This is a genomic window from Sphingobacterium sp. PCS056, assembly GCF_023273895.1.
Classification (GTDB): domain Bacteria; phylum Bacteroidota; class Bacteroidia; order Sphingobacteriales; family Sphingobacteriaceae; genus Sphingobacterium.
In genome coordinates this window covers 3,163,223-3,183,906 of the sequence record NZ_CP096883.1, presented here as the reverse complement: position 1 = coordinate 3,183,906, position 20,684 = coordinate 3,163,223, and the positions used below count along the sequence as shown (strand labels likewise).

The 20,684-nt window shown below is 35.9% G+C and carries 18 protein-coding genes and 1 pseudogene; 12 read left to right on the top strand and 7 right to left on the bottom strand.

Going from position 1 to position 20,684, the window contains the following annotated elements; all coding sequences use genetic code 11:
• Nucleotides 1-36: 36 nt before the first annotated feature.
• Nucleotides 37-936, bottom strand: a complete 900-nt coding sequence (locus MUB18_RS13185) for a LysR family transcriptional regulator (RefSeq protein ID WP_248753383.1) — start codon at nt 934-936, stop codon at nt 37-39.
• A 393-nt stretch (nt 937-1,329) separates the two neighbouring features.
• Between MUB18_RS13185 and MUB18_RS13180 the strand changes: the two genes are divergently transcribed.
• The 5 genes and pseudogenes from MUB18_RS13180 (at nt 1,330) to MUB18_RS13160 (ending at nt 5,663) form a co-directional block, all read left to right on the top strand.
• A complete protein-coding gene (locus MUB18_RS13180; protein ID WP_045756435.1) occupies nt 1,330-1,947 on the top strand; it encodes an NAD(P)H-dependent oxidoreductase in 618 nt (205 codons plus the stop codon).
• A complete protein-coding gene (locus MUB18_RS13175; protein ID WP_248753382.1) occupies nt 1,944-2,231 on the top strand; it encodes a putative quinol monooxygenase in 288 nt (95 codons plus the stop codon). Before MUB18_RS13180 ends, MUB18_RS13175 begins: the two co-directional genes overlap by 4 nt.
• A 12-nt stretch (nt 2,232-2,243) precedes the next feature.
• A pseudogene (locus tag MUB18_RS13170) lies at nt 2,244-3,227 on the top strand (aldo/keto reductase).
• Nucleotides 3,228-3,678: 451 nt separating this feature from the next.
• Nucleotides 3,679-4,266: a glutathione peroxidase gene (locus tag MUB18_RS13165; RefSeq protein WP_248753381.1), complete on the top strand. Its 588-nt coding sequence runs from the start codon at nt 3,679-3,681 to the stop codon at nt 4,264-4,266.
• Between the two features lie 8 nt (nt 4,267-4,274).
• Nucleotides 4,275-5,663 (top strand): aldehyde dehydrogenase, encoded by a 1,389-nt coding sequence (locus MUB18_RS13160; protein ID WP_411028122.1) that lies wholly within the window; start codon nt 4,275-4,277, stop codon nt 5,661-5,663.
• A 158-nt stretch (nt 5,664-5,821) separates the two neighbouring features.
• On the opposite strand, the gene MUB18_RS13155 is transcribed toward MUB18_RS13160, so the two are convergent.
• The 3 genes from MUB18_RS13155 to MUB18_RS13145 all read right to left on the bottom strand — a co-directional run bounded on the left by MUB18_RS13155 (nt 5,822) and on the right by MUB18_RS13145 (nt 8,161).
• Nucleotides 5,822-6,709: an EamA family transporter gene (locus MUB18_RS13155; RefSeq protein WP_248753379.1), complete on the bottom strand. Its 888-nt coding sequence runs from the start codon at nt 6,707-6,709 to the stop codon at nt 5,822-5,824.
• A complete protein-coding gene (locus MUB18_RS13150) occupies nt 6,696-7,517 on the bottom strand; it encodes an alpha/beta hydrolase (RefSeq protein ID WP_045756441.1) in 822 nt (273 codons plus the stop codon). The genes MUB18_RS13155 and MUB18_RS13150 overlap by 14 nt, the downstream gene beginning before the upstream one ends.
• Before the next feature lie 71 nt (nt 7,518-7,588).
• A complete protein-coding gene (locus MUB18_RS13145) occupies nt 7,589-8,161 on the bottom strand; it encodes a Crp/Fnr family transcriptional regulator (protein WP_248753378.1) in 573 nt (190 codons plus the stop codon).
• Between the two features lie 194 nt (nt 8,162-8,355).
• Between MUB18_RS13145 and MUB18_RS13140 the strand changes: the two genes are divergently transcribed.
• From MUB18_RS13140 to MUB18_RS13110, 7 genes are all read left to right on the top strand, one after another.
• A complete protein-coding gene (locus MUB18_RS13140; RefSeq protein WP_052627821.1) occupies nt 8,356-8,751 on the top strand; it encodes a DUF2809 domain-containing protein in 396 nt (131 codons plus the stop codon).
• Nucleotides 8,752-9,280: 529 nt separating this feature from the next.
• Entirely contained in the window at nt 9,281-12,241 is a 2,961-nt protein-coding gene (locus MUB18_RS13135) for a SusC/RagA family TonB-linked outer membrane protein (RefSeq protein WP_248753377.1), read from the top strand.
• Nucleotides 12,242-12,251: 10 nt separating this feature from the next.
• Nucleotides 12,252-13,934 (top strand): RagB/SusD family nutrient uptake outer membrane protein, encoded by a 1,683-nt coding sequence (locus MUB18_RS13130; protein WP_248753376.1) that lies wholly within the window; start codon nt 12,252-12,254, stop codon nt 13,932-13,934.
• 169 nt (nt 13,935-14,103) lie between these two features.
• On the top strand, nt 14,104-14,952 hold the full coding sequence (locus MUB18_RS13125) for a helix-turn-helix domain-containing protein (RefSeq protein ID WP_248753375.1): 849 nt from the start codon (nt 14,104-14,106) through the stop codon (nt 14,950-14,952).
• Between the two features lie 82 nt (nt 14,953-15,034).
• Entirely contained in the window at nt 15,035-15,502 is a 468-nt protein-coding gene (locus MUB18_RS13120; RefSeq protein WP_248753374.1) for a VOC family protein, read from the top strand.
• A gap of 71 nt (nt 15,503-15,573) precedes the next feature.
• A complete protein-coding gene (locus MUB18_RS13115; RefSeq protein ID WP_248753373.1) occupies nt 15,574-16,014 on the top strand; it encodes an N-acetyltransferase in 441 nt (146 codons plus the stop codon).
• Between the two features lie 96 nt (nt 16,015-16,110).
• Nucleotides 16,111-16,656, top strand: a complete 546-nt coding sequence (locus MUB18_RS13110; protein ID WP_248753372.1) for a GNAT family N-acetyltransferase — start codon at nt 16,111-16,113, stop codon at nt 16,654-16,656.
• A gap of 206 nt (nt 16,657-16,862) precedes the next feature.
• Here MUB18_RS13110 and MUB18_RS13105 read toward each other — a convergent pair whose 3' ends face one another.
• Genes MUB18_RS13105 through MUB18_RS13095 form a run of 3 tightly spaced genes read right to left on the bottom strand, consistent with a single transcriptional unit; the run spans nt 16,863 to nt 20,680 of the window.
• The gene (locus MUB18_RS13105) at nt 16,863-18,296 is read right to left on the bottom strand and encodes a c-type cytochrome domain-containing protein (protein WP_248753371.1); all 1,434 of its coding nucleotides are present in this window, start codon (nt 18,294-18,296) and stop codon (nt 16,863-16,865) included.
• Nucleotides 18,293-19,174, bottom strand: a complete 882-nt coding sequence (locus MUB18_RS13100; protein WP_248753370.1) for a sugar phosphate isomerase/epimerase family protein — start codon at nt 19,172-19,174, stop codon at nt 18,293-18,295. Before MUB18_RS13100 ends, MUB18_RS13105 begins: the two co-directional genes overlap by 4 nt.
• 12 nt (nt 19,175-19,186) lie before the next feature.
• Nucleotides 19,187-20,680: a DUF1501 domain-containing protein gene (locus MUB18_RS13095; protein WP_248753369.1), complete on the bottom strand. Its 1,494-nt coding sequence runs from the start codon at nt 20,678-20,680 to the stop codon at nt 19,187-19,189.
• Between the last annotated feature and the right edge of the window lie 4 nt (nt 20,681-20,684).

Genomic DNA, 20,684 nt, shown 5'->3' with positions numbered 1-20,684 from the left:
CATTAATAGAGTTCCTAATGATGGAAAAAATCACAATTATCTTGCCATTACTTTTCTGAATAATACTTTGATATGATCAATCTCGTCGTGATGAACAGTTTTTTTCCGATTGCCGAAATATAGAGTGTTTTTCAACTTTTTATCCCCTTCCCAGATCAGTTGTATACTTCCGTTATCAATCTCGCTGTGACATAAAAAATCTGGGACTACAGCTAAACCAGTTCCAGCACTTAGACAACGCACAATTGAATTGAGATTGGGAACAATATAGTTGGGTCTAAAATCTGGCTTTTTACCAAAATTTAAGTTCCAAAAATTAAAAAGATGTTCCATATCACCAGTTGTGCCATACCACTTCTGCTGCTTCAGCCACTCCTCAATAAAACCCTTATTTTTTGTTTTCAGTACCTCTTTAAAAGCCTCAGTATCGACCTCCTTTCCCCCTACCAGCACGATTTTTTCATATGAAAACGGTTCATGTTCAATATTAGCAGACACCCCCTTTTTAGGGGTGATGATCAAATCTAAAATACCTTTGTCCAGTTGATCAAGCATCTCAGGATACTCTCCAAAACTGATAATCAGATTAAAAGGAAGTGTCGAGACATACTGTTCCAAAGTAATCTGAAAAGTTTCAAAACACATACCTACACTTATTGTCGGGATATGTTTCTCTGTTGACCGCTGAAAGTTTTTCTCTACCTCCTCGAGTTTTGTTAAAGGCTCGACCAACGCATTAAATAATACTTTTCCATGTTCTGTTGGTATCATTTTACGACCTGTACGGTCAAACAATTTATTTCCAACATAGGTTTCCAGCGAACTTAGATGCAAACTAACACCAGGTTGCGAAATAAATAAGATTTCCGCAGCACCTGTTAATGTCCCTGTCTTATAGATCGCTTTAAACGTGCGATACCATTCTAAATTAACCATAGTATCAAAAATATGATGTAAAAATACTAAAAGTATCATAAAAATGATAAATCGCGACCGATATAAAAAATCATATATATGAAAAACCCGCATTCTTCCACCAATATAATTCACTCTTTTTAAGAATATTAAAAGAACACCACGCTGGTTAATAAACCTTTATTGCTCACAATCGCCCCTATTGAACACGGCAACTCTTACAAAGTAGCAACTGAAAGCAAAAGTATCATAAATATGATAGTTAACTATAATTTATCCTATTTCTATAATAATACAAAGCCCAATACCTTTGTAACAGAAATTTAAAATAAAATGAAATATTCACGATAGCCAAATAGCAATGAAAGTAATCTGGATATTCCATATACACATTAAAATACAATTCATTTACATATGAAAAATATATTAATTATCAACGCCGGACAATCATTCGCGCATTCAAGCGGACGGTTCAATAAAACAGTCTCGCATCATACAGTTGCTTTTTTTGAAAAGTTTATGGATGTGGAGGTAAAAGTGACAACGATATCCGAAGGATACGACAAAGACACAGAAGTGGAGAAATTTGTTTGGGCAGATTATATTATCTATCACACTCCGATGTGGTGGTTTCAGGTTCCAAATGGTTTTAAAACATATATTGACGAGGTATTTACAGCAGGTCATGGAAAAGGAATTTATAGAAATGATGGAAGACGTTCCGAAAACCCTGACATCGACTATGGGACTGGAGGCATGTTACAGGGCAGAAAATACATGGTTACATCCAGCTGGAATGCACCTAAAACAGCTTTTACATTACCCGGAGAGTTTTTCAATCAAACCAGTGTAGACGAGGGACCGCTATTTGGTTTCCATCGCATGAATGCATTTGCATCACTAGAAAAATTAGAGAGTTTTCACTTTCATGATGTTGAAAAAAATGCTGACATTTTACGCGATATGCAAGCTTATGAAAATCATCTTGAAAAAGTGTTCACAGAAATAGTAACAGAAAAATTAGTGTCATGAAAATTTATTTAACAGCCATCATCAAGGCAAAAGGCGAGTGTAAGGATAAAGTCCTTTCTGTATTACAACATATGGTTGAAGAAACACGTCAAGAAGAAGCATGTGAATTATACAGCTTACATCAAGCTATTGATGATGATAATCTGTTTACCTTCTACGAGATTTGGAAATCAAAAGCGGGTCTAGACAATCACAACCGACAACCCTATATTCAAGCATTTGGTAAATTGATAGAAGAAAAATTACAGGAGCCCCCCACGATCTTGATTACAGCATTAATTTAAAAAAAGAACATCATGGAATATAGAAGATTAGGAAATACAGCTCTAGAATTATCAGCAATCACTTACGGAGCATTTGCTATTGGAGGAAATATGTGGGGCGGAAATGAAAAGAAAGATTCTATTGCTGCCATACATGCATCACTTGATTATGGTGTTAGCAGTATCGATACTGCTCCATTCTATGGGTTTGGTTTGAGCGAAGAAATGATCGGTGACGCCATCAAAGGAAAAGATAGATCAAAAATACAGTTATTGACTAAATTTGGATTAGTTTGGGATGGTAGTAATCGTGGTAAAGGCGATTTTTTCTTTGACGCAGAAGAACAGGGAAAAGTTGTTCCTGTGTTTAGGTACACGTCCAAAGCCCATATTATTAAGGAACTTGAAGAAAGTCTCAAACGCTTGGGAACGGATTACATCGACCTCCTACAAGTACATTGGCCAGATTCGACAACTCCCATCAGCGAAACTATGGAGGCTTTGGAGCTACTTATTGAACAAGGAAAAATACGCGCTGCCGGAGTTTGTAATTACGACATAGCACAATTAAAAGAGGCGTCAGAAACAATCCAATTAGCTAGTAATCAAGTTTCCTATAGTATGCTCAATCGTGGTATTGAGCATGATATAGTACCTTATGCGCTAGATACCAAAACATGAATCATCGTTTACAGTCCCATGGAACGAGGTTTGTTAACGGGTAAATATTTTAATGAAAGTAAATTAAAAGAAAATGATCATCGTAAAGAATATTTTTCTCAATTTAATCTTGAAAAAGTAAAGAATTTAATCACATCACTTGAGCCTATTGCTGAAAATAAGAAAGTATCTGTAGCTCAATTAGTATTACGATGGACAACGATTCAACCTGCAATAACTGTTGTGTTGGCAGGTTCTCGAAATGCTGAGCAGTCTATTGCCAATGCTAAAGCCATGGACATCAATCTCAGTTCAGAAGAATTAATGATCATCAATAATCAGCTTTCAAAGCTTTAATTTTTAAAGGGTATTACATTCAAGTACAACAGAAAGGGAGAAGGAAACAGGTATACTTCTCCTTTTTCTGTTTTAAATGATCTATCCGAACGAACGAGTCCATTTATTCTCAACAATTCTATCTATAATACTTGATCAAGTACTTTCAAAAATTTATCCTCATTATAGATATCTTGTGTAAAACATAAATAACATCTCATATATCTTTATTTAATTTTTAAATAGCACATTAGACAATCCAATCTAATTATCCAAAATAGTGTATATGATATTCTTTATTGTGTAAAAATTATTGTTCTTCTACATTTAAAAGTATCTAAGTACGGACAAACTATTTATTTGTAACTTAGTTCCTGAGATCGCTATTCAAAATATTTTTTAAAAGGAGTCCATATTTTTTTAGACCGATTTCACAAAAATAATCGACATCGCATATCAACAGTCTTTCACTATGAATTTAAAGCAAAAAATAATGCATATCCTATACCCTGTGATCAAAAAGATTTCCAAATCAGGAAAGATGGGGATAATGCGTTACAACAAACCCGAAAAAGGAACTCCGGAGTCATTTTACCATTTAAATATAATAAAAAGCAATGGTCAAAAATTAGATTTTTCCTATCTTAAAGGAAAAAAAGTAATATTGGTAAACACAGCATCTGACTGTGGTTATACCCGTCAATATGAAGAGCTCCAACGATTACATGAAAAATTAGGTGATCGAGTTGCTATAATTGCTGTTCCAGCTAATGATTTTGGTAGTCAAGAAAAAGGTAATGATGCTGAAATTACACAATTTTGTCAGTTAAATTTTGGACTTACATTTCCTGTTGCCAAAAAAACTACTGTCATCAAAAACAGCGCACAGCATCGCGTATTTCAATGGTTGACAAATGCCTCATGCAATGGATGGAATGATCATGCACCAGATTGGAATTTCAGCAAATATATCGTTGATGAGAATGGAAATCTAACCCATTATTTTGGGCCAAGTATTTCCCCTATGGATACTGAGTTTATAAAAGCAGTCGAAAATTAAAAACAGCAATAGAGACTACACACATTAAATATATGGATTTACAACAGATACATAAGTCTCAACGACAATTCTTCCTGTCAGGAGCGACCAGATCTATTAATTTCAGAAAACAACAACTCTCCAAATTAAAGGAACTACTTAAATCCAACGAAGAAAAATGCTATAATGCCATTTACAAAGATTTTCGAAAATCTCCTTTCGAAACTTATACCAATGAACTGACTATTATCTATTCAGAAATAGACTTTTATTTAAAGCACCTCGATCAACTGGCGAAACCAAAACGAGTTCGCACAAATTTAGCAAATCTGCCCGGAAAGAGTTATCGATATTCAGATCCATTAGGGAATACACTCATTATAGGAGCATGGAATTATCCATACCAATTAACACTAGCGCCGCTGGTCAGTGCAATAGCAGGAGGAAATACCGCTATGATCAAACCAAGTGAACTACCTGAACAGACTATGCTACTCATGGAAGAGCTAATCAATAAAAATTTCCCAAAAGAGTATCTCTATGTAATCAAGGGTGGCATACCGGAAACTACCGCTCTTTTGGAACTGCGTTATGATAAAATTTTCTTTACAGGAAGTCCTAAAGTCGGTAAAATCGTGTATCAAGCTGCTGCTAAACATTTGTGTCCAGTCACATTGGAACTAGGAGGTAAATCACCAGCGATCATAACCCCCTCGGCAGATCTAAAAGTGGCTGTTAAACGCTTGATATGGGGGAAATTTCTCAATAGCGGACAGACCTGTATCGCTCCAGATTACCTATATGTACATGAGTCTATCCAAGATCAGGTATTGCAAATGATCAAAATAGTATTAGAAGAAGTACGCTATACTGAAAATTCAGATCACTATGTCAGCATCATCAATAGACGCAATTATGACCGTCTTGAGCAGATGATCAATAAAGATAAGATCGCTTATATCAGCGGAAAAAATAATTCTGAAACGTTGCATTTTGCACCTACAATTATGACTGATGTCAGTTGGGAAGATCAAGTGATGCAGGAAGAAATATTTGGTCCCATCCTACCTATATTGACGTACATCGATCTAGAGCAAACTTATCAAATCATTACACAACAAGAAAAGCCACTGTCGGCTTATTTATTCAGTAACGAATCATCAGAAAAAGAAATGTTTCTGGAATTCTTATCTTTTGGCGGCGGATGTATCAATGATACAATTATGCACGTCGCCAATGAATCTCTTCCCTTTGGTGGTGTGGGAAATTCAGGTATCGGAAACTATCATGGTGAAGCTGGATTCCATTGTTTCACACATCAAAAATCAGTACTAAAAAAAGCGACATGGGGTGAACCCAATATTAAATATCCTCCGTACACGGATACAAAATTAAAATGGATAAAAAGATTGCTTTAAAATAGAACGTAATAGCGGACTTCATCATGGTTAAACTAATAAAATTTAATTTGTTTAAAAAAAATAAGAATCTTTATCTAACTATTTCTGATTCAATATATATCATCATAGATACGTTTGTAACATACAAACGTATCTATGATTAGACTGCATCATCATCATTTAAGACCAGTTTTTATTTTTTTATTCATCAATACAATTGCAAACAAAATCAATGTGATCCCAGTCCATTGAACCATGACAACAGACTCATGTAAAATGATAACTGCTGATAGAATCGATACAGGAATTTCCAGACTAGCGAAAATATTACCCAACGAAATTCCGACCTGTGGAATACCTTTCGTGAAAAGAAGCGGTGGTAAAATAGTCCCAAAAATAGCAATCACAATTCCCCAATATAAACTATCTAAAGTCATTTGTTGAACAATACTGATATTCCAAAACATAATAATCAAAAGTAAACCTCCCATAACTAAATATTTGCTTCGGATATGACTAGGCACATCCAAGGCCACAGAACTTGAGGCAAAGAGTGATAACGTATAGAAAGCTCCTGCCCCTAGCCCCAATAAAAGACCTTTTAAACTGAGGTTAAGCTCCGCATCAAAAATGTTTGTTGCAAGCACTGTACCAATCAAAACGATGATCACACCGATAATCTTAGTCGTATTTGGTCTTTTTTTATGAACGACAACTTCAACAATAAGACTAATCCAAATGGACTGCATAAGCAGTATAATCCCTACGGATACTGGAACATATTGAATCGATAGATAGTATAGCGTGGTGGTAAGTCCAAGCGAAGTTCCCCAAAGCAGCAACGTTGACTTTGATTTAAAAGATACTACTATGTTCGCCTCACTTGATCTTTTTTTCCAAATTAAGTCTAGCCCTAATAAAAATATAAATCCGATAAAAAATTGCCAAAATGTAAGTGCGCTTGTTCCTATACCTAAACCATTTGCGTATTTGACAATGGTCGCCAATAATCCATAACTAATGGCTCCTAATAGCACATAGATAACTGCTCTAAAATTTTTCATAATAAAAGTAGTTTTCAAATAAGGCTAATTGATTAGAAAGCGATCTGCTCCAATAAGAGGTATCATGAGCACCCTTTGATTCTTGATAAATATGGTCCACATGTGCCTCTATCAATTGATTATGAAAGCTTCTATTCATACCGATCATCTGGTCATCCTCAATACCGCAGTCTAAAATATAAAACTGATCTGCACTTTTCATTTTCCCAATCTTATTGGAAGTTAAATATGATCGATCTAATTGTTGATATGCACCTAAAACTTGATCAACTTGATATTGATGATAGGCTTCACCAAATTGGGCAAAATCCAATGCGCCACATGAACTCCCCACTAGAGAAAATACATGTGAAAAGGTAACACCTATATTAATTGCACCATAACCACCCATACTCCATCCCAAAATACCCCTATTTGCCCTATTAGAAACGACTGGATAATGAGCGTCTACATACTTCACCAATTCATCTCCTATAAAAGTTTGATACTGAGATCCGCGATCAATTGGGCTATCGACATACCAGCTGTTAAAATGACCATCAGGTAAAATATAGATGGTTTGAAAAGACTGCGATTTTGTGATTAAATCGGGTATGTCCCGCTGATAAGTTCTTTCGGAATTGCCACTATAGCCATGTAAAATATAAACCGTTTTATAGCTTTTCCCTTCTACGATGTCAGGCGTGATGATGACTACCGGAACTTTCTTTTGCATTTTTGCACTATATACTTGCTCATGGATAATCTGTTGTCCAAAAACAGGTAGTATAATTACAAAAATAAAGCATGTCATTGCTGTTTTTTTCATCTTCTTTTTATTTTAATCCAGGACAAAGGTCTAGGTTCAAAAGATGAAAAACGTTTACATATGTTGAGAAATTAGAAATTTAACTCTTTACGTATGCGGCTTAATTGAGTTGGTGTAATACCTAAATAGGAAGCAATATGATGTTGTTTAAGTCGTTGATATAATTTCTGATTTTCATAGAGTTTAATGTAACGGATTTTTGCTGTATCCCATTTTAGACCAATTTCTAAAGGTTCCTTCTTCACAACCCAATTTTTCTCTAAATAATGAATTTGAAACAATGCCAAATCATGATGTTTGACCAGTAGCTCACGGAAAGCTTGAGCAGGATACATCACTAATTCACAATCTTCTAAAGCGACGATACTAAAGGTACTGGGTTTATTTTCAATGATCGCCGAGGTAGAAGCAACAAAGCTACTTTCTTCAAAAAACATTTTGAAAATAGCATGACCATCGTCATCAACAGTATAATACCCCAACAAACCTTTGCGGATGAAATAATAATATCGTGCCCTATCACCCGCGCTTAAGATTAAATCATTCTTTTTGAAAGATTGTATTTTGCAAATAGCTTTAACAGCATCAGCTGTTTGCTCTGAAAGGGGGTAATAAGAATTTACCTGTTTCAAAAAATCATCCATAGTCAATTGTATTGCTATTGGCTAAAGTACACAATTGTTCCTACTCTCACTACTCAAGTTCTATTGTACAACTTATTCACTTCTCCGAAATATTTAACTACTTTCGCAATTAAGATCAGCCTAAGAGAGGTTTACAAGGATAGTAATTAAAAATTCTTGACGTTAATATCAAAAAAAAGTAATCGCAATCATTCATGATAACTAACCTGAGAAATAAAAAGATAAGATATCTTTTGCTTGCTATAACAACAATAATAGTAGGCTTAGCTTCTAGAAAATTGACCTTTATTCCAGCTGTAACGGGTGATATACTTTATGCTGTGATGGTCTACTGGTTCTGTAGGTTACTATTTTATGATCGTTCAAATTTATTCTCCATTACAATAGCGCTTGTTTTTTGTTTTTTCATTGAATGCTTGCAATTGGTACAAATTCCCTTTTTGATCTATATCAGAAATAACCCAGTACTTCGTCTAATATTTGGACAAGGATTTCTATGGTCAGATTTAATAGGTTATATCGCTGGCGCTACTCTTGCTTTCTTATTGGATAATAAAAAAGGTATGATTGATCCACCAAAAAAAATGTAAATGACGTGAAGACATTATCAGATCTAAATGATCATGGTTTTTATTTTTCTAAAAGTCTATTTCCCTTTAATAAACACAATTGATCTGTAGACTCCTTAAACATAGAAATACAATCCAGTTGTACATTTAAATTTTTCTCCAATCAACTTTAAATTACGCAATCATAATTTGAAATAAGCAGACCATAATGCTTGTTCTTAATCCAATAACAATATTTAACACACGAGATTAGTACCATCAAATACAAAAAGTGAGATTAATCTTATTTTCTTATAAATTTATACTTTTTTACTTAAAAAGATAAAACATAAGCAAATCGTCTCATAATCATATCAAAATGTCTCACCATAAGGTTTAAGGTTTAAAAATTTCTCAATTTGAGGATTATAACCAAACCAACTATGATAATTATTATATACTTAATAAGCTCCTATTATTGCTACGGCATATTGACTTCAATATCGAACGGATTATACTCGAAATAATCTTCACCAATAATTTTAAACACCTCTTATAAACATTTTAGCTTATGAAATTTAAAATCAACAATTTTAAAGTAGCTACCAAATTATTGCTGTTTAGTACCAATTTTTACGCGATCACATCTATGGCATCGCCTATGAACCAGTACAGTAATGAGTTGCAGTCAGTACTTAGCGGTAGTATCACCGATGAAGCTGGAAACCCTTTAGCCGGAGCCACGATTCATGTCAAAGGTACTCCAAAAAGTACCGCTTCGGACCAGAATGGTATTTTCAAATTGAACAATGTCAAAAAAAATGAAGTGATCTCCATCCATATGATCGGATTTACAACACAAGAGGTTCGATATAATGGCGAAACCACCCTCAATATCAAAATGATATCGGTAGCACAAAGCTTAGAAGAAGCTGTCGTAGTAGGTTATGGTACCATCGATAAAAAAGAACTTACAAGTGCTGTATCCACCATCAAACAAAAAGACATGGTCGCAGGTACGGTATCACCATTACTTGCTATCCAAGGAAAAGTTCCAGGGCTAAGCGTCATCTCGACCAACGGGACTGATCCCAACGCGGGAATTTCCTTGCAACTACGAGGTGTTAATTCAGTCAATGCATCTCAGGGTCCTTTGGTTGTGATTGATGGTGTACCTGGTGGTGATATCAATTCGGTTGCTAAGGAAGACATTGAATCGATTAATGTGCTGCGAGACGCTTCGGCCGCAGCGATTTATGGAACTCGAGCTTCTGGTGGGGTTATTTTAATTACAACTAAAAGACCTCAAATAGGAAAAGCACAAGTCAATTTTACTTCAGAATATTTCATCGAAACCGTGCGCAAAAAACCTGAAGTCCTATCTGCCGAAAAATTTATTGAATATGGCCTTGGGAATGACCTTGGGCACAAAACTGATTGGTACGATGAAGTGACAAATAACAATCCATTTAGCCATAGACAAGTGGTAAACATCAGTGGTGGATCTGAAAATGCCAATCTGTACACCACCTTTACAAAAAGAGATGCTACTGGTATGGCCATTACATCTAAAAGGGAAGAAATAGGTGGACGTATCAATTCATCCTTTAAGTTTTTTGACGGGTTTGCTGAATTAAACACTAATGTAAGCTACAATGAAGCAAAAGCCTTTGGAAGCAATAATGATATTTTCAATATGGCAATGGTGCTTAATCCAACAGAAACTCCTTACGATGTAAATGATGTCAGCGGATTTAATGTTCTAGTAGGTGGATATGACTATTGGAATCCGGTGGCCGAAGTGAAACTGAGATCAGATTTAAAACAATTTAAATATCTGTTAGCCAATAGCACGTTAAAGCTCAATCTCACGGAACATCTAACCACAAGTGCAACAATTGGGGTGAAAAACAATTCTGAACATGGCACTTATTATCGATCCGCTCAACATCGATTATCAAGGCAGGATGGTGTAGATGGAAATGCTTCACAATACTATAACAAATATAATGACCGGGTATTTGAATGGACGGTTAATTACAATAATCGATGGGCAGATCATGCGGTAAATGCGGTCGCAGGTTACAGTTATCAAGATTTTAATGGTCAAGGATTTTCAGCCAATAACTCTGATTTTCCTGTAGATGGCATTAAAGAAAATGATATGGGAACAGGGAGCTACTTAGTCGAAGGTAGAGCAGGTATGGGTTCATGGCGCAACCCTTGGGTGAAATTAGCTGCTTTTTTTGGTCGTGTCAATTACTCTTATTTGGATCGCTATATTCTGACTGCGACAGCGCGTTATGAGGGTTCTAGTAAGTTTGCTCCCAAAAATAGATGGGGATTCTTTCCTGGTCTATCTGCAGGATGGCGTATCTCACAAGAACCCTTCTTAAGAGATGTTAGTTTTATCAATGATCTAAAATTACGGGCAGGATATGGTGAAACCGGAAATGAAGGTTTTGACGCTAAAGTAGCGAGCCGAATGTACAGTGCTGATACTTGGTTCTTACAAGATGGTAATTGGTTTAGAACATACGGTGTCATGCACAATCAAAATCCTGATATCAAATGGGAAGTTAAAAAAGAGTATAATCTGGGTCTAGATTTTTCAATTCTAGAAAATAAATTGAGCGGAAGAATTGACTTCTATAAGCGTAAAATAGATGACCTTATTTATGACATCAGCGTCTCCCAGCCACCAGCAATCCATGATAAAACAACCATGAATGTTGGAAGCATGCAAAATACAGGTTACGAATTTGAATTAAATTATAAAGCAGTATCCAAGGAGCACTTTACGTATAGTACCGGTATTGTGGCTTCTCATAATAAAAGCACCCTCAATACCCTGTGGGGCAGCCAAACATTTACTGATCGAAAAGACTTCCCTGCACCAGGCTCCCCTGGATCAGCAGTGAGACTTTATCCGGGCGAAGATATAGGAAGATTTTATATCTGGAAATTTGCAGGATTTACAGATGATGGTTACTGGCAGCTATACGACAAAGATGGAAATATATTTGACGTTAGAGAACGAAGTAAAACTGTTGGCGATAAAGCCTTCGTGGGCAATGCGATCCCAACGCTTCAATTATCTTGGAACAATCAATTCTCTTATAAAAACTGGGATGCAAGTATCTATATGCGTAGTTGGATAGGCCATGATGTCTTTAATATGATCAATATGTACTACAGCCTGCCTAATGTGAAAGGACAGAATGTCTTGGCAGAAGCCTACGATAAACATAAAAATATCAAAGGTGAAAAAGAATTGAGTGATTACTGGCTTGAAAAAGGCACATTCTTAAAGGTTGACGCGCTCAATATTGGATATTCATTCAATAACAATGTAATCAAACCGATAAAATCACTTCGTATTTATGCTACTGCAAGGGACTTATTTGTATTTACAAATTATACAGGATTGGATCCGGAGGTGAACATCAATGGACTTGAACCTGGTTTTGAAGAAAGAAATGTCTATCCAAAAACCAGAACTTTTATGATGGGTCTACAAGTTAATTTTTAAAAATAAAATCATGAAAAAATACATATCGATATTAACACTATCTGCAGGACTCATCTTTCAGGGCTGTACCAAATTAGATCAGGAATTTTATAGTTCTGTCACTCCTGAAACATTTTATAAAAGTGAAAAAGATATTAAAGCAGCCTTGTTTAGACCTTTTACACATGCCAAGTGGTACTTGGGAGAAGATCGCTGGAGACTACAAGAGTATACTGCTGACAACTTTGCGATCACGACAAAGGGCAGACATTGGTATAATGGCGGAGAAAATGAACGATATCATTATCATAAATGGACCGCAGATGACGGTTGGATCTGGGGAACCTGGCGTGGAACGCTCATGGGAGTTGCTCTTGCTTTGGATACCAAAAATGATCTTTCTAAATTGGACTATACAAAATTTGCTTTAACTGCTGAACGCCAAAATGCTGATATGGCTCAACTCGATGCATTAATTTCCTACTTCTATTTAAGAGGATTGGACTATTTTGGTGGAATGCCTATTTTTGAATCACTAGATCAAGAGTCACTTCCTCGAAATACGGAACAGGAACTCTTTTTACATATTGAAAAGTTACTGACCGCAGCTATGAATAATTTACCTGCAAAAAAAGCTGGTGATAAAGAAGAAGGGGCAATACGAAAAGCTGCTGTAGCGGCGATGCTTGCTCAATTGTATTTTAATGCGGAAACTTATATTGGTAAACCGATGTATGAGGAAAGTAGAAAATTAAGTCAAGCGCTCATCAATAAAGAATATGGTGATTATCAATTAGACCCAACCTGGAATGGAGTTCATGGCTTCAAAAACAACAGTTCTCCAGAAATCATATGGTCTATGCCTTCAGAATTTAAAATGTTAGAATACAATTGGTTTTATGCGGACTTCTACCATTACAATACACGTGAATATTTTAGTCAAGATATGGGCGGGAATAATGGTGCCCACCTTACTCCTTCTAGAAAACCAGATGGTACACTTTACAGCAGTGATTTTAAATTAGGATCGCCCTATGAAGCATTCACTACCGGAGATTTTCGAAAGAACCCCTATCACTATTTAGGTACTGAAAATTATGAAGGTATGTTCATCGTGGGACCTCATCTATCTCCAGACGGGAAAGCCATTCTTGGCGGTGAAGAATATAATAAACAGCCTTTGAATTTTGTAGATCAGGTGGCACGTTTTTCAGAAGTCGGTCCAGGAAAAAAATACAGCTCCGTAGCTCAACTTCCATCAAAGATGTCCGAAGGCGAAGAAAATACTGGAATTCGTCTAGTAAAAGTTCCTATTCCAAATCTAGCTAATAATACATTGCGATGGGGCGCAGATATGCCGGTGATCCGATTAGCGGAAATCTATTATATGTTAGCCGAATGTGAATTTCGTATCGGAGATAAAAGTAAAGCTGTCACGTTGATCAATGAGGTCAGAAAAAGAAATTTTAAAGACAATATCGATTTAAATCCAGTCACAATTGCTAATATAGATAAATATCGTTTTCTAGATGAATGGAGTATCGAATTTATAGGAGAAGGTCGTAGAAGAACTGACCTCATCAGATGGAAAGCCTTTACGACAGAAAAATGGTGGGATCACTCCCCCTCTAGTAGCTTACATCTCAACCGTTTCCCTGTTCCTAACCAAGCTATTGCTGGAAACAATAAGCTAGAACAAAACCCTGGTTACTAATCGACAACAACCTCTTAAGTCATTGATTTAAGGGGTTTGTTTTTTTATCATAAGAATACATGAAAATTTACTGCAGATATGCTGTACTTTTGTTATCTGCCACAAGTCAGACCAGGAATAGATAAACTAAAGGAAAATAAAACCTTTACTAAGGATATAATAGTAAATAATGACTCAAAAAGAACTCTTTAACACATTGAAAAATGATAGTACCGTACAAATAGAATTATGCTCTGCATCAGAATTCTATGCAATAAAGCATCATAGAACAAACTGTTATGTGCTTATTTTAGGAATGAAAGGATTTTGTGAAATACAGATCGATCATCATTCGTTTCGAATAACGAAAAGTTCTATTACTATAATCCCACCTTTATCTACCTATTCTTTACAGCGTCCAAGTGACGATTATGCGGCGCAGATCATCACTTTTGAAAGCACACTACTATCTACAGGTATATTTGAAACCAATATTCTGAACGACCTCTTATTTATAAATCCAGAATATGCGCCAACGTTTCCGTTAAAAAGGACTGAATTTCATGATTTTTACTATAAGTTTAAAAAAATAAAATTAGAACTCGATCATGATAAACCATTTGGAATAGACATGATTCGTCTCTATCTTATCCAACTTTTATACGAATATAACCGGATCTGTGAAATTTGTTTAATTAATTCGGATACTTCCATTAATCGAAAATATCAAATTACACAACGCTTTCGAACCTTATTAAAAGAGCATATTAAAATAGCTAAAGATGTCGCTTTTTATGCTGATAAACTTCATATATCACCTAAATACCTAAGCGAATGTGTACACGATCAACTTGGATATTCTGCTCTCCGTTTAATTCAAAATCAGCTTATGGTTGAGGCTGAGCGCTTACTAAAGTATGGAGATATGAACATCAAACAAATTGCGCTCATACTCAACTTTGACACAGCCAATCACTTTTCACGACTCTTTTACAAATTGAGAGGTATGACTCCTACCGAGTACCGATCAAAACCGTAAAAAAGGTCTGTTTTACAGCATATATGCTATCTACAAATGATCATATTCTTATTAGCTTTGATTAAATCAAAATCAAGAAAATATGATTAAAGGATTATTTGAAACTCATATTGAAGTAAGCAATATGAAAGAAGCAATTGCATTTTATTCCAATATCCTAAATTTGGAATTGGCTCACATCGACCATCCCCGTCGCATCGCATTTCTCTGGTTGACACCTGCTAAAAAAGCGATGCTAGGACTATGGGAAAAACCTTCACCTATACAAAAGAGACATTTTGCATTTCAATGTGATTTGGAGTTTATACGTGACAGTGCAGTATCATGGCTAGAAAAAAATGATTTAAAACCTTACAACTTTTTAAACAACGGCAGTGCAGAGCCTATGGTTTTTGCATGGATGCCTGCTATCGCGATTTATTTTGACGATCCTGATGGCAACAGCTTGGAGTTTATCAGTATGTTAGAGGGGCAAGGACTTCCTGAATTAGGGGTAATAAACTACGTCGACTGGTTAAAAATAACAGAAACAATTCAAAAGCCAACATAACTGTGCTATTTTTGAGTGAGAGAGTTTAATAGGATTACCCTACATTTATACTGAAACATAAATACGCGATTATGAATAATGCAATGATTAGAAAAGCAGGCGACGCTGACCTAGATCAGCTTGTCGAAATCTGGTATGAGGCATCACAGCAAGCTCATAACTTTATTAAAAAAGAATATTGGGAAACAAATAAAACAGCAATGCGAACACAGTATTTACCCGCATCAGAAATATACTTATTAGCCCATGAAGCCGAAATTTCAGGTTTTATTGCACTAGTAGAGAATGAGGTTGCTGCTATTTTTGTTTCACCAACACATCAAGGTAAAGGGATAGGAACATTACTGTTAAATCATGTCAAAAAAATGCGAGATGATCTTCAACTTAAAGTTTACAAAAATAACAGACCAAGTGTAGCATTTTATCAAAAAAAGGGATTTGCGAAGGTTTCAGAATTGATAGATGCTGAAACAGGAGAAACTGAGCTGATGATGAAATGGCATAAAGAGTAATATTTTTAGAAAAAAATGATTTATATAAAAAATTCAATACTTGAATCTATTCGCACATAATGACACTTTACAAACCTTAAAATAAAAAAACTCCATTTGCCAAGATCTATATTTTATGAACATATGATTACCAATATCACCTTTAAAAAATATACCGCAAAAGACCTTTTGGACTATCACAATCTCGTTAAGGAAGATGATGTCATGAAATATATCACTGGAAAAGGTATGTCTGTACCGGATGCTAATAAAAAATTTGACTCTATTCTGGATCAAGGTAAACAGCATAAATATTTAGGTTATTTTCAAGTATTAGATGCTGAAAATGGCACGATCATAGGAGATTGTAAATTGGTCTTTTACAAAAAAGATCATAGCGTTTTTGAAATTGGCTATTTACTCAAAAAAGAGCATTGGAAGAAAGGTCTAGGAACTAAAATCTGTGAACATCTACTATCTTTAGCATTAGAAATAGATCAGGAAAAAGATATCATTGCCGTAATTCATCCACAAAATATTGCTTCTAGAAGATTATTAGAAAAATCTGGATTTAGAAGCTACTTTAAAGGAAATGAAGAAGGCACTATCATTGAAAAGTTGATATTGACAAGGAAACAGAAAAATGTATCATCGGATTTATGATCAATATCATAAATCCGATGATACAAAAAACAATTATAATCCTGTACTAATTAGGAATAAAAATCATTTCTTTAATAATTTTTAAAGACGACCCCTATAAGATTTATACTCATCATGAAAAAATTAACGCCAATAAGTAACATTTAAAAACTGAAATTTGTACTATAGGCTTTATCCCAATAAGAAATTCAATTGATATACCGCTTTTAAAAACGAACTGTGTCCGAAGCTAGAAAAGGCAACTGATAAGATCCTGTATCCAGCACAACATGTTTAGCTATCTTCTTTAAATTTTCAACACTTACTAATGTCGCTTTTGTCTGATAGGCATAGATCTGTTTCAATTTGGGCATTTTATTGAGCTTTTCTAACCCTTTATCTGTAACTGGCACTGCAAATAAATTTAGATAGGATAAAGCTGGATGTCCATTCAGATGTTCAAGTCCTAAATCTGTAATTTTTGTATTTTCTAAATGTAACTTCATTAAGTTTGGAAATTCGGCCATCATCTTGAGGCTTTGATCAGTTATAGCGGTATTTCCTAATTTCAACTGCACAATGTTATCCTTGATCTTTAAAAGATCTTTTAAGTCTTGATCCTTAAATTCAGGATAGTTAATGGCGTTGATGGTTACATATTCACTAGTACTTGCAATAGGCAAAACCTTAATTCCTTTTGCTTGTAACTGCTGTACAAAATCAGCTGGTAGCTTTTTTGCCTCCGGTAATTCTTCAAATGGAGAAGTTGGTTCACTTCCCTTTTCTAACTTCCCTAAAATTTCTTTTATTTCTGCTGTCTGCGCCAAGTCACTCGATTTTTTAGCAAAATCAGCACCTTCTTTCACCCACCATCCGATCAACTTAATTTGTTCTGCAGTAATTGGCTTACGGCCTTTGGGAGGCATTCTTTTCTTATGCCCCTCTGGCAATATCAATCGCGCATATAATTCACTTTTTTCTAAATCATTTGCAACAAGTACTGTCCCGCCATCACCACCTTTCAATAAATGTGCTTGATCGTGAAGAGCAAAACCACCTTCTTGCTTTTTCTCGCCGTGACAACTTTGACACCGCTGTTTAAGAATGGGCTGAATAATTCCTGAATATACCTGCGCTTGTTGCACATTAGTCAGTAAAACAGGTTCTTCAGATGCATCCTCTATCCCCACAGCTCTTTTAATCGCTGTAGGAAGCGCGTCTTTAAAATACCCTTTCCCATGTGTCAAAGTACCTCCAAAGTGACCAGTAATACCGATAAGAATAAACATCAAAAACAATATTGCAACACGCTTAGATTTAAACTTTTCAATAAAGGAATTGCGAATACCTTCCTTATATAAAAAATACAAAAAAAGACTAATAGCAGCAACTGCAAGTCCTAACCATTGATGAAAATTTAAGGTATCTTGCTCGTAACCACCTTGTAAAGACAACAGATACCCTGTAAAACAAGCGAGTATAGCAGCCACACTACCAAACAATAAGGATAATGATATTGCTGGACCTATATTCTTATAATTTTCCTTTCTTGAGAACAATGCCAATACACAGGCAATAACTAACATTCCAATAGGAAGATGTACCATAACTGGGTGCCATCTTCCTGTAAAATTCATTAACTCTTCAAAAAACAATATCATGATTTATAGCGTGCCTTTAAAAGATTTAACATAAAGACATTGATACTCCATTGATCAGCTACAGGCTGTTGTGTATAAGGTAAAGTCGGTAAATATCCAGCGGGACCAAATTCAGTTGTTATGGTTAGAACTTTTGCTTTGCTTTCTTTGTGAATACGTACAATTTCATCCCACCAGGCCAAATGCTGATTCAAAATAGATTTCCATTCTGGGGCTGCTGGATCGTTAACCTGTGGTCCTTGCGGATGGCCAACACGAGCGTGTATGTGTCCAGTTTTTAGAAGCGCCAATTGAACAGCTTCTTTTTGATCTGACAACATGGACTCATGAACATTACACCAATGTGATATATCTAATGTTAAACGCAAATGCGGAATCTTTTCCAAATACTTTTTTGTAATATGTGCGGCAAAACTAAATCGGCCACGGTGTGTTTCATGTCTAACTGGGATACCCGTTTTTTTAGAAATGGCTTCAGCAGCATCAATTAGAGCTTTATTTTGTTCAAACGTATAATATTCTTTTCCAGTATGACAATTAATATAATCCGGTTTTTGCTGCGCGGCATCCTCAACATTTTTTATAAAAGAAGCCAAATACTGATCAAAATTGGCACCGCCACCTCCACTTAATAACCCCAAGGAGAGCTTATGCTTTTTTAAAGCATTAAACATGGCTGTACGCTCTTCTCCTACCGCTGGAAGCCAAGTCTCTAAACCATCAAATCCAGCCTGACTTACTCGAGCACAGTAGCTGTCCCATGACTCTGACATACCCCAATTGGTACAATAGAACTTTATTTTTAAATTATTATTCACTTGAGCTTGATTTGGTAGAGCCCATAAAATAAAAAGCATCATGCTGTATATATATTTCATTCCAATTATTTATTAAACAACTGCACTAATCAGGTTACCTTCAACATCCGTTAAACGGAATGGTCGGCCCTGAAATTCATAAGTAAATTTTTCATGATCGAAACCGAGCAAATGAAGCATTGTCGCATGTACATCATGAACGGACGATCTTCCGCTTACACCGGTAAACCCGATTTCATCGGTCTCTCCATAGGTCACCCCTTTCTTGACACCGCCTCCTGCCATCCAGATCGTATAGGCATCAGTATGATGATCACGTCCTAAAAAGGGCATATCGCTATTGTCTCTATTTTCCTGCATTGGAGTTCGTCCGAATTCTCCTCCCCAAACCACAAGCGTTTCGTCCAACAATCCACGTTGTTTAAGATCCATAATCAATGCGGTCATAGGTCTGTCGATTTCCCTACATTTGTTACGGAAACCAAAATCGATAGAATCGGAAGCATTAGTTCCATGGCTATCCCATCCCCAATCAAACAACTGTACATAACGGACTCCTTGTTCAACCAGTTTTCGTGCTAATAAACAATTATTCGCAAAAGACTCTTTACCCGGTTCCGTACCATATAATTCATGAATATGCGCTGGTTCTTGACTGATGTCCATAACCTCAGGAACTGCTACCTGCATTTTGTAAGCCATCTCATATTGGGCTATTCGAGATAATGTTTCAGGATCTTTATAGGTATTATATTCGTCCTTGTTGACTTCATTAATCGCATCGATAGCATGTCTCTTTAAGTCTCTGCTCATGCCTTCCGGATCGGCAAGATATAGAACAGGATCACCTTTCGAACGGCATTGCACACCCTGATATACTGAAGGTAAGAATCCAGATCCCCAAACACTTTTTCCGGCATCGGGAGTCTTTCCACCTGAAGTCAATACCACGAAACCTGGCAAGTTGCTATTTTCTGATCCTAAACCATAAGTTACCCAAGATCCAATACTAGGCCTACCCAATCTCGCACTACCCGTTTGCATAAACATCTGTGCAGGACCATGATTAAACTGGTCTGTATGTACAGCCTTTAAAAAGCTGACATCGTCCACAACTTTACTAAAATGCGGTAGATGATCGGAAACCCAAGCTCCACTTTGCCCATACTGTTTGAAAGTCGCTTGAGGACCTAGCATTTTAGGAGTACCTCTGATAAATGCAAAAGTTTTACCTGCTAATAGTGACTCAGGACAGGGTTGATTATGTAATGTCTGCAACACTGGCTTATAGTCAAAAAGTTCCAATTGTGAAGGAGCTCCTGCCATATGCAAGTAAATGACACTTTTTGCTTTTCCAGGAAAATGAGGTGATTTTGGTACAAGTGGATTCAATGCATTTAAATCTATAGCTCCAGATCCACTGGAGTTTCCTCCACAACTTGCTAAAAAACTTGCTAATGCTATGCTTCCAACACCTGCCACGCAATCCTTCAAAAAATGTCTGCGCGTTACCGCCTGCAATTTCTGCTGTTGCAATTCACGAAATAATTTATCGAGATCTTTCATGTCG